The organism is Streptomyces sp. NPDC002701, from assembly GCF_042889045.1.
Classification (GTDB): domain Bacteria; phylum Actinomycetota; class Actinomycetes; order Streptomycetales; family Streptomycetaceae; genus Streptomyces.
In genome coordinates this window covers 296,121-309,543 of sequence record NZ_JBIAQL010000004.1, presented here as the reverse complement: position 1 = coordinate 309,543, position 13,423 = coordinate 296,121, and the positions used below count along the sequence as shown (strand labels likewise).

11 protein-coding genes are annotated in these 13,423 nt (G+C 67.7%); 6 read left to right on the top strand and 5 right to left on the bottom strand.

Features of this window, described 5'->3' with window-relative positions:
• Positions 1–119: 119 nt before the first annotated feature.
• Positions 120–1,094: a LysR family transcriptional regulator gene (locus tag ACFYXC_RS13955; protein WP_389550754.1), complete on the bottom strand. Its 975-nt coding sequence runs from the start codon at positions 1,092–1,094 to the stop codon at positions 120–122.
• 95 nt (positions 1,095–1,189) lie between these two features.
• On the opposite strand from ACFYXC_RS13955, the gene ACFYXC_RS13950 reads away from it, so the two are divergent.
• The gene (locus ACFYXC_RS13950) at positions 1,190–2,347 is read left to right on the top strand and encodes a nuclear transport factor 2 family protein (RefSeq protein ID WP_389550751.1); all 1,158 of its coding nucleotides are present in this window, start codon (positions 1,190–1,192) and stop codon (positions 2,345–2,347) included.
• A gap of 111 nt (positions 2,348–2,458) precedes the next feature.
• On the opposite strand, the gene ACFYXC_RS13945 is transcribed toward ACFYXC_RS13950, so the two are convergent.
• Positions 2,459–2,851, bottom strand: a complete 393-nt coding sequence (locus ACFYXC_RS13945) for a winged helix-turn-helix transcriptional regulator (protein ID WP_389551641.1) — start codon at positions 2,849–2,851, stop codon at positions 2,459–2,461.
• Between the two features lie 107 nt (positions 2,852–2,958).
• Between ACFYXC_RS13945 and ACFYXC_RS13940 the strand changes: the two genes are divergently transcribed.
• Entirely contained in the window at positions 2,959–3,795 is an 837-nt protein-coding gene (locus ACFYXC_RS13940) for an enoyl-CoA hydratase/isomerase family protein (RefSeq protein WP_389550749.1), read from the top strand.
• 183 nt (positions 3,796–3,978) lie between these two features.
• On the top strand, positions 3,979–4,965 hold the full coding sequence (locus tag ACFYXC_RS13935; protein WP_389550746.1) for an NADPH:quinone reductase: 987 nt from the start codon (positions 3,979–3,981) through the stop codon (positions 4,963–4,965).
• 227 nt (positions 4,966–5,192) lie between these two features.
• On the opposite strand, the gene ACFYXC_RS13930 is transcribed toward ACFYXC_RS13935, so the two are convergent.
• A complete protein-coding gene (locus tag ACFYXC_RS13930; protein WP_389551638.1) occupies positions 5,193–6,155 on the bottom strand; it encodes a zinc-binding dehydrogenase in 963 nt (320 codons plus the stop codon).
• Between the two features lie 193 nt (positions 6,156–6,348).
• Between ACFYXC_RS13930 and ACFYXC_RS13925 the strand changes: the two genes are divergently transcribed.
• Both ACFYXC_RS13925 and ACFYXC_RS13920 read left to right on the top strand, forming a co-directional pair.
• Complete coding sequence (locus tag ACFYXC_RS13925) at positions 6,349–6,987, top strand: TetR/AcrR family transcriptional regulator (protein ID WP_389550743.1); 639 nt, start codon at positions 6,349–6,351, stop codon at positions 6,985–6,987.
• 257 nt (positions 6,988–7,244) lie between these two features.
• A complete protein-coding gene (locus tag ACFYXC_RS13920) occupies positions 7,245–7,571 on the top strand; it encodes a DUF6193 family natural product biosynthesis protein (RefSeq protein WP_389550740.1) in 327 nt (108 codons plus the stop codon).
• Positions 7,572–7,824: 253 nt separating this feature from the next.
• Here the strand turns inward: ACFYXC_RS13920 and ACFYXC_RS13915 are convergent, their stop codons facing one another.
• A complete protein-coding gene (locus ACFYXC_RS13915) occupies positions 7,825–8,052 on the bottom strand; it encodes a class I SAM-dependent methyltransferase (protein ID WP_389550737.1) in 228 nt (75 codons plus the stop codon).
• Between the two features lie 25 nt (positions 8,053–8,077).
• Entirely contained in the window at positions 8,078–11,740 is a 3,663-nt protein-coding gene (locus tag ACFYXC_RS13910; RefSeq protein WP_389550735.1) for a helix-turn-helix domain-containing protein, read from the bottom strand.
• A gap of 167 nt (positions 11,741–11,907) precedes the next feature.
• On the opposite strand from ACFYXC_RS13910, the gene ACFYXC_RS13905 reads away from it, so the two are divergent.
• Positions 11,908–13,179: an acyltransferase family protein gene (locus ACFYXC_RS13905; protein WP_389550732.1), complete on the top strand. Its 1,272-nt coding sequence runs from the start codon at positions 11,908–11,910 to the stop codon at positions 13,177–13,179.
• Positions 13,180–13,423 lie beyond the last annotated feature (244 nt).

Here is a 13,423-nt window from a genome sequence, read left to right as displayed (position 1 = left end):
CGACGACGGGGAGGGGACCGGGAGAGGACCCCGCCCGCCGGGCGGCAGGAGCCTCGTCCGCGACCTGAGCGCGGTGATGAGCGGCCGGCGCCGAGCTGCCCTGGCACAACGGTCCACGCTCAGGGCGTGTCCGTAGCGCTGTCGTGCAATGTCAGCGCGGCGGCATCCGCGTCCTTCTCCGTCGGCTGATGAGGAGTGTGGGTAGGACGGACCGAGGCGAAGGCTGTGGCGAGTTGGTCGAGCAGGGGCGCTGCGGAGGGGTGGGGATCACGGCGTGGTGTGATGACGTAGATGCCACGGGTCGGAGGATCGACGAGGGGCAAGGTGGTGACTCCGGTCCGCAGAGCGCCCGTCAGTACGCCGGGTATCAGCGCGATGGCGTGACCGGTCGCGACCAGGGCCAGCTTGCCGACCAGATCGGCTGCGGTGAGGTCGATGCGGACGCTCACCCCGGCGCGGGCGGAGTATTGGCGCAGAAGCGCCGCCGAACCGTCGTTGTCCTCGACCCAGGTCTGGTCGGCCAGCGTCTGCATGTGCACCGGGCCGCGCCCGGCCAGCGGATGGTCGACGGGCAGTGCGACGACCATGTCGTCAAGACCGAGGAACCGGCGTTCAACCCGTGGGTCATGGGGCAGCCCCGGCGGTGCATCGGTGACAACAGCGATGTCGAGATCGCCGGCGATCACGCGGTTGTGCAGTTGCGCGCTCAGGCCCGGTAGCAGGTTCCACCGGATGGATCCGGCTCGCTCGAGCAGCCCTCGGATGGCCTCGGGAACGATCCCTGCGGCCAGAGACGGTGTCGCGCCGACAGCCAGCGGTCGATTGAACGTCCCGTCACGGACGTCCTGTACGGCACGAACAGCGCGGTCCGCCTCGTTGAGCGTGGCCACGGCGTGGTGCCGGAACACCTCACCGGCCGGCGTCGGACGCACACCGCGCGCATGGCGTTGCACCAGAGGTACGCCGAGTTGCCGCTCCAGCCCGGCGATCTGCCGTGAGACGGCCGACTGCGTGTGATGGAGCTCGGCGGCCGCCGCCGACAGTGACCCGAGTCGGCACACGGTCACGAAGGTCCGCCACACCGTCAGATCCATGGCATCAGTATGCACGGTCGGCATGCGTCTCTCGCATGGCCGGCCTGCATGATGTGCGCTTGTCGCAGTCCTCCCGGTACGCCACTGTGGCGGGCATGACCACACCGCACACGATCGCTGTCCTCGGCCTGGGGCGCATGGGTGGCGCGATCGCGACTCGACTCACTGCCCAGGACTGGGACGTCGTCGGCTGGGCACGCTCAGGGCGCGCATCAGGCGCCGTCAAGACGACCAGCGGCCCGAACGAGGCAGTGGCACAGGCCGACCTCGTGCTCCTGGCGTTGTTCGACGGCCCGGCCTGCCGGCAAGTTCTCGACGACGTCCGTGACTCGCTGCGACCGGACACGATCGTGCTCAACACCAGCACCATCGCCCCTGCCGAAGCGGCGCATTTGGCCCGGCAGTTCGGCCCGTCCTACGTCCACGCGCCCGTACTCGGCTCCGTGCAGGCTGTCGCCCCGGGCGACCTGCAGATTCTCGCCGCCGCCGACCAGGACGCGCTCGTTCGGGCCCGACCGGTCCTGGAAGCGCTCGGCACCGTGCGGCGCGTCGACGACGCCGCCACCGCCGCCGCGCTCAAGTTGATCGCCAACAACAGCCTCGCCGGCGCCGTTCTCGGACTGCGCGACTCACTGCGGCAGGCCGACGCCCTCGGCCTGCAGCGCCCGCAGGCGCTGGACGTCCTCGAACTCGGCCAGCTCGGTGGGCTCGTGGCCCGCAAACGCGCCTTCCTTGACGGTGGGTCGTCCGTCGGCACCGCCGACTTCACGATCGGTGCACTGGTCAAGGACATGACTCTGCTGGCCGACGCGTCGAATACGCCTCTGCGCAGCGCCGTCGGTCTGGCTGACACCCCTGCCGCCCCCGACGCCGACATCGCCGTTGCAGCCACGGCCCCCGCTGTGCCGGACGCCGTTCTCGAACCGCTCCGCGCCTACATACGCGGACATGCCACCGGCGAGCCCACCCACTTCCGCGACGCGTTCCTGCCCACCGCCCACATCGAGGGAATCCGGGGCGGTGCTTTCGTTTCGTGGCCTCTGGACGAATACTGCGCTCTCTTTCACGGCCACTCGGCCCCGGACGAACAGGGCCGCTCTCGCCGGATCGACACCGTCGACGTCCACGGCACCATCGCGACCGCGACCATGACGCTCCAGCACGGCGCGGACACCTTCACCGACCTCTTCCTTCTGGTCCGCGTCGGCGACAGGTGGCGCATCGCCAACAAGGCTTATCACCGGCACTCATGAGACAGCGAGAAGCGATCCCTCGCCCGTTCCAGCGTCGCGTCAACTCAGGTGTTCCGTCCGGCGCCGGTGGCACGTCAACGCAGGTCGGATGCCCAAGGGCTGACCGGGCGGCTACTGACCCGCTGACCGCTCGTCGTACTCGTGCTGCGCTGACAGGACCTCGTCGCTGTGCTCGATCGTCCATTCGTGCAGACGTGTGAAAGGGCCGCGGAACGACTCACCGAGGGGCGTGAGGGAGTACTCCACGCCGAGCGGGGAGGTCGCAAGCACCCGGCGCTTGATCATTCCGTTGCGTTCGAGTCTACGCAGCGTCTGGGTCAGTACCCGCTGTGTGACGCCCTCCAGTTGGCGCTTGATCTCGTTGAACCGTGTCGGTCGCTCCAGAACCGCCATGACCATCATCGACCACTTGTCGGAGATCTGATCGAGGATGGGCCGGCTCGGGCACTCGGCGCTGAATCGCGGGGTGCCACGGGGAGGCAGGGGTGAAGGGCTGGTATCCATCATGATCCTTAGTTTGCGAAAAGTGCGTTATTGACCGTTCGTGGAGCAGATCCCAGGGTTGGTATGCGATGCAAACCTACTAGCTCATCGCAAACCTTGGAGCACTCATGAACCTGACCCCGTACACGACCCTCCGTGTCGCCATCGATGCCGGAGTCGCGCGGATCACCCTGGACAACCCCCCTGTCAACGTTCTCAGCGGAACCCTGATCCGCGAACTGCACGACGTTCTCGGGACGCTCCGGGACGACCGCTCGGTCCGCGTCATCGTGTTCTCCAGCGCCAACCCCGAGTTCTTCATCGCCCATGTCGACATCCACATCCTCGACGAGATGGACGAGCTGCAGGCAGTCGCGGACCGCAACCCGTATGCCAACCTCTTTCAGAAAGTCGGCGAACTGCTGCGCCACCAGCCGCAGGTGACGATCATCAAACTGGTGGGCAAGGCGCGAGCAGGAGGCGCCGAGTTCATCACAGCGGCCGACATGATCTTCGCCGCGCGCGAAACCGCGGGCATTGGCCAGAGCGAGGTACTGATGGGCATCGTGCCGGGGGGCGGAGGCACGCAGTACCTGCGCGAGCGGGTCGGGCGCAACCGGGCGCTGGAGTTGCTGCTCACCGGCGATCTGGTGGATGCGGACACTGCGGCCGCATACGGATGGATCAACCGTGCGGTACCAGCGGCCGAGCTGGACACGTTTGTCGACGGCGTGGCGGAGAAGATCGCCGCGTTGTCCCCGGAACTCATCGCCGCCACCAAGCAGTTGGTCCCTCCGGCGGACCTCGCCGAAGGTCTGCAAGCCGAGAACGACGCATGGGCCGAGCTGGTGAGCGGCGATCTGCCGGCGCGACTCATGACAGGTGCGCTGGAGCACGGTGTGCAGACGCCGGCAGGCGAGCACGAGCTGGAATCGGTCATGCGAAGCGTCGCTGCCGGCCTGTAGAGCGACAGCCACGGCCAGGGAAGGCCCCTGACCTCGGCTGACTGTTCGCGAGGCGGCGATCTCGCAGCCAAGGAACCAGACCACCACGCGGTACGTGGCCCCGCCGTGGTGATGTGTGCGGTCCCCGACAGGTGCCCCGGATCGCGCCACGATCAATCCACGATCAAGAGGAGAGATGCAGCAATGAGGGCAGCCTTCTACGACACGCCCGGTCCCGCGAAGAGCGTGATGCAGGTGCTCGATGTCGAGCGCCCCGAGCCCGGCCCCGGTCAGGTCCGCATCCGCGTCGCACTCTCTGCGATCAACCCGGGCGACATGTTCATGCGCCTGAACTCCACCCCGCAGGACTTCCAGCGCGTCGGCGAGCGCACCGGCCGCATCCCGCATCAGGACGGCACAGGCACGATCGACGCGGTCGGCTCGGGTGTCCACCCGAGCCGGGTCGGCGAGCGCGTGTGGATCTGGATGGCCGGCGCGGGCCATCCGTGGGGGACCGCGGCGGAGTGGACCGTAGTGCCGTCCGAGCAGGCCGTTGCGCTGCCGGACGGAATCTCCGACGAACTCGGCGCCTGCCTCGGTATACCTGCGATGACCGCGCACTGGTGTCTGCACGCCGACGGATCGCCGCGCAACCGCACGGTACTCGTCGCGGCCGGTGCGGGTGCCGTCGGGCACTACGCGATCGAGCTCGGCCGGATCGCGGGCGCACGGATCGTGACGACGGTCAGCGGACCGGAAAAGGCCGCCTTGGCCAGGGCCGCGGGCGCAGACCTCGTCGTGAACTACCGGGACGCCGACGCCACACAGCAGATCCTCGACGGAGCCGGACCCGTCGACCGGATCATCGAGGTCTCCCTGACCGACAACCTCGAACTGGACCTGGCAGTCGCCGGCCCGGGAGCCATCATCGTGACCTACGCAGCACAGCTCGATGACCCGACCCTGCCCGTCTTCCGGCTCATGTGGTCCAACCTGGTGCTGCGATTCGCGCTGTTCCTCACCGAACCGCGGGACGCGTTGCTGCGCGCCGCCGCCGAGATCACGGCAGCCCTGCGCCAGGGCGCTCTCACGCCCCTGCCGGTGCACTCCTTCAGCCTCGACGATGTGGCGGCAGCGCACGAGACCGTCGAGAACGGCATCATCGGGAAGGCGGTACTCGACCTGCGCTGAACAGCCGGATGAAACCACTGCGCCGGTGCGGCCTCCCCAGGAGAAGCCCCGCCGCCGGCCTTCCTCTGAACTCACCGGCGAGTTACGTCTGTTGGTCTGTGCGAGGGCTCGTCGCGTCGGTCCTGACGGGCTGACGCAGCAGCACAGTATCTCCATGCGGCGGGACTTACGCGGGCTCACCCGACCCCGCCCCGGAAAGGACACCTCCCAGTCGGCGAGCGCGGAGGCTACGGTGTCAGCACGATCCTGCCGAAGACCTCACCCGCGTCCATCTTCTGGTGCGCCAGCACGGCTTCCTCCAGCGGCAGCAGCTCGTGCACCACCGTTTCGATCTCGCCGCGACTGGCTGCGGCGAACTGCTCGATGCGCACGGCACGCCGGTCGGCTCGGGGGACGCTGGCTGCACTGAAAGCGGCGAAGGACATCGACTTCTGGAACGCCGTCATGATCTTCGTGCCGAAGTCTGCTGGCGGCTGACCTGCGACAGCGCCCACGGCCACCAACCGGCCGTTCGGGTTGAGCCTGTCGAGGAACGACGGCATGTCCTCACCGGCCACAACGTCGATGATGACGTCATAGCCCGCGGGAGCGTCTTCGCCCCCGTCGCCGGAGCGCTTCAGCACATGGGTCGCGCCGAGACGGCGCAGCCGTTCGCCGCGCTCGACCGACGATGTGGTGACCGCCACCACGGCGGCACCACCGCGAGCGGCAAGCTGCACTGTCATGATCCCGATGCTGCCGGCCGCGCCACGCACCAAAACCGTCTCCCCGGGAGCGAAGTGGGCGTGGCGAAGCCCGAAGTGGGACACCACGCCGGAACTGCCGAGCGTGACCGCGTCGACGGCGGACAGGCTGCTGGGAAGGTGAAGGATCTCCTCGACCGGCGCGACGGCCTGTTCGACGTAGCCTCCGCCGGTGCCGGTGAAGCCCCACACCCGCCGGCCGATCCACGACGCGTCGACGCTGGCGCCGATCGCGGTCACGGTGCCCGCCACCTCGCCACCCGGGATGTGGCCCTCCTTGAAGCCGTAGGCGGCCAGAGCCCCGCTGCGGATCAAGGTGTCGACACCACCGACGCCCACCGCCTCAGTGGCAATCAACACCTGCCCGGCAGCGGGTGCGGGTACCGGCAGGTCGACCACAGCCAGTCCTTCAGGACCTCCGTACGTCTGGATCGCAATTGCCTTCACTGTCGTCTCCACGTCCCCGGACCGCTCAAGCGCGATCCTGCTCCACACCCGCCACCGGTCGCCGCCTGACGAGAAGGGCTGCACGCCGCCGCCAAGGATGGATCCTCAGCGCTGCGCGCCCTGATGATCTCGGCGAACTTCGACCCGTTGGACGGTAGCGGACACCCCCGTCCGTTTACGTAAAGTGAGAGTGGTGACCGATCATTTGCCTCATACCCTGCGTTCCGACGCGCGGGAGAATCGCGAACGCATCCTCGACGCCGCCCGAGCGCTGTTCTCCGCCGAGGGCCTGGACGTGCCGATGCGGGAGATCGCGCGGCGTGCCGGTGTGGGACCTGCCACCTTGTACCGTCACTTCCCGACCAAGCAGATGCTGGTAGCCGACGCCTTCGCGGACCAACTGCAGGCATGCCGCGCCATTGTCGACGAGGGATGCGCGGATCCCGATCCGTGGCGCGGCCTGCGCCTGGTGATCGAGAAGATCTGTGAGCTGCACGCCCGCGACCGGGGCTTCACCGAAGCCTTCCTGTCGGCCTTCCCCGGGGTGACGGATGTCGCAGCGGGCCGCGAGCACACGGTGCAAGCAGTCGCCGCACTGGCTCAACGAGCCAAGGAAGCAGGGCACCTGCGGCCCGACTTCGTCCTGGACGACCTGATTCTCGTACTCATGGCCAACAAGGGCATCCAAGCCACATCGACCGCCACCCAGGTCATGGCCTCCCGACGCTTCGCAGGATTGGTGATCCAGGCGTTCGAGGCATGCCCTCACCACGCACCACTACCACCAGCGGCACGACTGGCATCCGCAGCACTGGGCGACTTGCCGCGATGAAATGCGCCGGTCACGCTGCCTGCGTCTGGTCACGGCGGAGAATGCCGCTGCACTACCAAGGGATTGTTCGCCGACCCGTCCCGGCCCTGATCGGCCTCCGGGTTCGTAAGGCGCCGCTCCGTAAACATCGACGAGCAAGCACCGGTCCTACCTCGCGACACCGAGGGCACGGCGTTCAAGATGGCTCGATGAGAACGAATCCATCGAGCGAGGACAGGGTCGAAGAGGGTTGAACAGCGGTCCGCGCCGACGGACGCGTGCGTCCGGAACTGCTGGAACTCGCCTACGCTGAACCGAGCCTGCGGCAGTTGTTCCCTTGGACGGGCATGGGGGAGCTGCACTTCAGCCGGTGCACCGAGCAACGGTGGACGTGGGACATCCCCTATATTCAGCCAGCAGCCGACGGCCGTTACTGGGTTTCGGGCCCGCTACGTTCACAGACCGTGGGGGCTGCGGAGACAGCCGCGCGAGCCGTTGCCCTCGTCGTGGAACGACTGCCGACCGCATGCCGTCCCGCCCTTCTCGGCACACCAGAGGAACTCGTCACCTACGAGAAGGCAACCCAGGGCCCTTCTGTCGATTGAGCGACAAGTCGGGATCGCGACCTTCCGCGAGATCGCCGCACGAGCCACTTGATCCCGTCTCCGCCAGGCGACGGGCGGAGACGCTCAAGGCTGACGACGCGCGAGGATGTTCCCTCCAACTTGCTCTCGGCGGAGGTGAGAGTCTTGTGCGTCTCGACGGTGAAGCCAGCTTCGTAAAGCCACTCAATCGTCTGGTCATGCTGCCGCCGATGGACATAGATCTTCATCGGGTGCCCGCCATAGCCCTCCGTCTTCAACTGCGACCCGTCGCGCCGACATGGAAGCTGAGCAGCAAAGGCCCGCCGGGTCGAAACGCTCGACGGAAATGCGCAAGAACCGAGCTGATCTCGTCGTCAGGAATGTGGATCAATGAGTACCAGGCGACCAGACCAGTCACGGAGGCGTCAGCCAAGGCAAGGTCCGTCATGGAACCGAGATCGAACCGCACCCCATGGTGATGGCGACGGGCCACATCGATCATTCCGGGCGACAGATCGATGCCGCTGTCACTCGGCTTGCTGGCAGTCGCCTTGCGCGGTCTGGCCGTTCAGGTAGCGGGACTGTTCCAGTGGGGTGAGGGTGGTGTCGACGGCGGTGCAGATGGTGCGGATTGCACGGATCGGGTCGGGCAGGTCGACGGTCCACAGCCCGACGGACCCGTCCGTCCCGATGGCCAGGGTCCGTCCGTCCGGGCTGAACGCCACGGCTTCCGGCGAGCGGGTCGGCAAGGTGATTCTGACTTGGCCGGTGGCGAGGTCCCAGAGCTGGACCCCTCCGACGCTGCTTATGGCCAGGGTGCGCCCGTCGAAGCTGAAGCCCAGAGCCGCCGTGCTGCTGACACTCAAGCTGTCCAGGAGCCGGCCGGTGCGTGCATCCCAGGTCTTCACAGATCTGTTGCTGCTGGTGGCCAGGGTGTGTCCGTCCGGGCTGAACGCGAGGGACAGCGGGCTCCTGGCACCCGGCTCGATCGTGCGCTGCGTACGGCCGGTTGCGGCGTCGAGCAGAGTGACCTGTTCGCCGTCGGCCTTGGTGTTCACGACGGCGAGTGTGCGGCCGTTCGGGGTGAACGCCACCGCCCTGACGGGGGCGCTGTGGCCGGTGTGCGGGGTGTGCAGTGCCCCGGTTGCGAGGTGCCAGATTCGCACTGAACTATCCCTGCTGACGACGGCTAGCCGTGTCCCGTCGGGACTGAAGACTGCCGTGTCGACGGCGCCCAGGGCACGGCTTTGGTGAAGGCGGCCCGTGGCAATGTCTCGTACCTCGACCACCCTGTGTTTGCCGGTCCTGGCAGCCAGGACGCGTCCGTTCGGGCTGAATGCCACGGTCCCGAGACGGTTGACCGTGACCGGTAGCTGCTCTTCCCGGAGTGCCGGGTCGGTGTCGAGTGCCAATGAGGCTGCGTGGTGCCCGGTTCCGGTGTCCCAAAGCTGTACCGACCCACGGCCGGGCGGCCCTCGCCGCACCGTGGCCACCGCGCGTCCGTCCCGACTGAACGCCATGCCCGCGACGTAGGTGCTGGAATGGCCGCGCAGAGTGGTGCGCGGGCGATCGCCGGGCAGGCGATGGACACGGACATGGGGATCCAGGTTGCTGCTGGTGACCAGCGTTCGGCCATCCGCGCTGAGGGCCACCTTCATGGCTCCTCGTCCGCGGTGACCGGCAGTCAGGGTGGTCTGCGCTGCGCCGGAGACGGTGTCCCACAGTCGCAGCGTGTCCGCAGGACCCGGGACGGCCAGCGTCCGTCCGTGCGGGGCGAAGGCCACCTCGTTCAACCCGACGGGAAGGTCCTTCAAGGTGTGCCGGATGATCCCGGTGGCCACCTCCCGCAGTTGCACCGAACCGTCGACGCGGACCAGCGCGTAGGTCCGGCGGTCTGGGCTGAATCTCACCGTGACAGCCTTGATCTGGCTGTCGTGGGTGTGCCGGACACGGCCGGTGGCCACCTCCCATACCTGCACCAGTCCGTCGCCGCCCGCCGCGGCTACGGTGCGTCCGTCGGGGCCGAAGGTGACCGCCTGCGGGTCGGGGTGGCTGGTGAAGCGGTGCCGCGTCCGACCGGTGGCCACGTCCCATACGCGTACCGCCAGCGCGGAGGCAGCGGCCACGGTGCGTCCGTCAGGGCTGAAGGCCATCCCGCGTACCGAGCTGTCAGGGACGGCGAAGGTTTTGAGTTTCTTGCCCGTGACCGGCTCCCACAAGGCCAGCCCGTCGCTGTCACCGGTCGTGGTGACGGCGAGGGTGCGTCCGTCGGGGCTGAACGTTACGACCTCACGGACGCCATGTGCGGAGAACGTGTGCCGGAGTCGGCCTTCGGGTAGCTCCCACATCCGTATCTTGCCGTCCCTGCTGTGGGTGGCGAGGGCGTGCCCGTCCGGACTGAGGGCGAGGGAATCCACCGGCTCGGTGCCGCCGATTAGACGCTTGCGCAGCGGCAGCGCCGCGGCGGCATACAGGGCGGCGGTTGCTTCGCGGGTCGGGCTGGTCCGGTAGGCGTGGACAGCGAGCAGTGCGGCGAGGTCTGGTTCGGAGTCCAGTAGTGCACCGGACTGGGCGGCCAGTTGCCGGGACTGGGCCAGGTGCTGCGCGGTGACCGCGTTCTGCCACTGCCCCACGGCAAGTCCGGCGGCGACGAGAGCGAGGCACAGGGCGGTGGTGACCGCAGTGAGCACCAGCCGGTATCGGCGGCGGCCTTTCTGCTCGTGTTTACGGCTGGCGTCGAGGAAGGCGTGCTCCAAGTCGGTCAGTTCCTTGCGCGATGCGTCACCGAACTGCTCCAGAGCGGCGGCGAGCCTGCTTTCCCGATACAAAGCGCCCTCTTCGTGCCCCAGTTCATGCCAGACGTGAGCCCCTTCGGTCAGGTTCCGGTGTACACGCAGTCGTTCGCGGTCTTCGTCGATCCAGCCGCGCAGCCTGGGCCAGGCCGTGATGAGGGCCTCGTGTGCCATCTCGACCGTGTCGCCGTCCACGGTGAGCAGACGTGCGCCGGCAAGTGCCTCCAACACCTGGCCGGCGCCATCCCGGCCGCCGCTCCCGGACAGTTCCGCGCGCCTGACAGGACGGCGGGTGTCGGGGGCGCCGTCACCGGGGGCAACCATGCGCAGCAACACCCGGCGGGCGGCAGCCGCCTGGTCCCCGGTGAACCGGCTGTAGACCTCCTCGGCGGTCTTGGCGATCGCGCCGTCCAGGCATCCCGCCGCCTCGTATCCCGCCATGGTCAGTGTCTTGCCGCGGCGGCGACGCCAGGTTTCCAGTAGCGCGTGGGACAGCAGCGGCAGCCCGCCGGGTTCGTGGGCGACCTCCTTGACCAGCCGGGCGGTCAGGGCGCGTTCCACGATCAGGCCGGCGGCCTTGGCCGGCTTGACGACGGCGTCCCGCAGTTCTGCCTGGTCCATCGTTCCGGCCAGGAGATTGGCGTCGCGCAGTGCGTCGGCCAGGTCGCGGTGCTCGGCGCAGCGACCGTAGAAGTCGCCGCGCACCGCCAGCAGCACTCGTAGACGGCTTTCGGGCCGCCGGGCTGTCAGCAGCAGATCGATGAACCGAGTGCGCTCGTCCGCGTTGTGGCAGAGGGTGAAGACCTCCTCGAACTGGTCGACGATCACGATCGTGTCCGCCCCCGTGCTGCCGTCGCGGGGTGTCGCGGGTGTGAGAAGGGGCGCGTGGTTGCGGGCGGGATGTTCACCCGGGGTCAGGATCCGGATCCTGGCCGGGCGCGGGTCCGGCTCCTGAGCGCCCCGGAGGGCGGGTATCAGGCCGGCCCGCAGCAGGGAGGACTTGCCGCTGCCGGAGGGGCCGAAAAGAGCGGCGAACCGCTGACGGCGCAGAAGGTCGACCAGGTCGGCGGTGAGCTGTTCCCGGCCGAAGAACAGGCCGGAGTCCCCAGTGTCGAACCGTGCAAGACCTCGGTAGGGCGCGAGTGTTCCGTCCTCGTCCCGGGAGTCGGTACCAGCAGACTCCTCCACCGCCGCTTTCCACCGGGCCTCCCATGCGGGCAGGTCTGCACCGCACGCTCCCGCATAGGCCAGGACGACCGGCAGCGTCGGCAATCGTTCGCCGGCCGCCGCCTGGGAGAGCGTGGTCACTGAGTAGCCCGCCCGCTGGGCCAGCGACCGGTAGGTGATCCCGCCCGCTTCTGCTCTCAGTTTGCGTAACTCGAACGCGAATTGCTGCACCGGCCCCTCCGCCGCATCCACCGGCACCTCACGACGCCCCGCCATACCTGCACCCCGTTCATTGTTCGGTCGCCAGAACGGTACTGCCGAACAATGCTCCAGCCCGTGAAGTCGTGATCAGCGCACCCGACCTGGGCCTGCCTGATCGAAGAGGACTCTGCTCACCCATGAAATTCCCACTCCTCGGCACCGCTTCACCAAAGCAGTCATCGTCTGTTATCTCGCGATTGCCTACCGTCTTCTCGGCGGCCCGGTCGTCACGGTTGGGCTGGCTCGACGCACTACGTGGTATCGCCGCCCTCGTCGTGGTGTTCGACCACTCGTCGTACACCTTCATGGCGGACTTCCGGCGGGAGTTGATGCCGTACTTCAACACCAGTCGCTACGGCATCATGGTGTTCTTCCTGGTGAGCGGCTACATCATCCCCAGCTCGCTGGAGCGCCAGGGCTGTGTCCGGACGTTCTGGATCGGACGGATCTTCCGTGTGTACCCGCTGTGGGCGGCTGTCGTGACCGTGCTCTTGGCCTGCAACGCCTTGGGCATCGCGGAGATACGTGACCTTGGTCCGCAGAGCGCCGTCACTGCGGCTGTCGCCCACGTCACCATGCTCCAGGAGCTGTTGGGGACGCCCGGTCTCCTGCTTGTCCTGTGGACGCTCTCCTACGAGATGTCTTTCTACCTGTTGGTCGTCGCTCTCTTCTCGGTCCGCTGCCACCGGCGGTCCGCGGCGGTCGCGGTCATCCTTGCCGTGCTCGCCGCCGGGAGCGTGGCGGCAGGGGTGGTGCTGCCGCCCTCCTCTTTGTCCGGCCTCATCGGCACCGGCCCGGTGATCGCAATCGCCTCGATCGCCATGGGGGTCGCCTTGTGCTGTGCGAGTGCCAGCTCAGCCGTGCTCCGGGGGTTCGGGGGCGTGCTGGGCGGGATGCTGGCGCTCGTACTTGTCCTGTTCAACGGTACTGTCCCTTTGTGGGAGGGCCTGGTGATTCTCGCCGTGATGTTCCTCGGCACCGCTGTCTACCGTGCCGAGAACGGTCAATGCACCTGGCGTTACACGACAGGCACCGCCGTCGCCGTGGCCGTCTGCGCTGTAGGCAGCGCGTACCGGTGGGGCGACGGTGACCACTTCACGAGACGCGGCTGGATCACCGCATTCCTGCTGGCTGTGCTTACCTTCGGTGTTGGACATGCGTTGCGTAGCCGGTACGCGCCGCGCTTCCTGACCGGACTGGGAACGATCAGCTATTCGATGTATCTGGTGCATCCACTGCTGCTGACGGTCATCGACAGCACGGCCGGCCGACGTCGGCAGGACAGTCTCGTGCTCGAAATGGCGTTCTTCGCCGTACTGCTGCCCCTGTGCTTGCTGACCTACCGTTATATCGAAGCTCCGAGCCAGACCTGGGGTCGCAGCTTGAGACACCGTCGGCTGGCAGGCTGAAGCTCGCCTCACGCAGCAGGTCCCGACCGTGTCCGCACTCACCCCGGTGCCCCTGACCGGTGAGCCCGGCCGCAACACCGTGACTCTCTGCGAGCGCCATTCCGGCAGGCAGCGGCAACAAATACGGGTGGTCACGGTGGGGCGTGGGCTGCCGGGAGCGGATGAAGGTGATCATGATCCTTATGAGTGAGAGCCTGGTTTGTTTGCGAGCCGTCACTGATGAGGTCCTGGCGGCTGCCGCCAC

Excerpts from the sequence above, each read along its gene's own strand:
- ACFYXC_RS13955 (WP_389550754.1), bottom strand. The coding sequence starts at position 1,094 with ATGGATCTGACGGTGTGGCGGACCTTCGTGACCGTGTGCCGACTCGGG.
- ACFYXC_RS13950 (WP_389550751.1), top strand. The coding sequence starts at position 1,190 with ATGACCACACCGCACACGATCGCTGTCCTCGGCCTGGGGCGCATGGGT.
- ACFYXC_RS13945 (WP_389551641.1), bottom strand. The coding sequence starts at position 2,851 with ATGGATACCAGCCCTTCACCCCTGCCTCCCCGTGGCACCCCGCGATTC.
- ACFYXC_RS13940 (WP_389550749.1), top strand. The coding sequence starts at position 2,959 with ATGAACCTGACCCCGTACACGACCCTCCGTGTCGCCATCGATGCCGGA.
- ACFYXC_RS13935 (WP_389550746.1), top strand. The coding sequence starts at position 3,979 with ATGAGGGCAGCCTTCTACGACACGCCCGGTCCCGCGAAGAGCGTGATG.
- ACFYXC_RS13915 (WP_389550737.1), bottom strand. The coding sequence starts at position 8,052 with ATGATCGATGTGGCCCGTCGCCATCACCATGGGGTGCGGTTCGATCTC.
- ACFYXC_RS13905 (WP_389550732.1), top strand. The coding sequence starts at position 11,908 with ATGAAATTCCCACTCCTCGGCACCGCTTCACCAAAGCAGTCATCGTCT.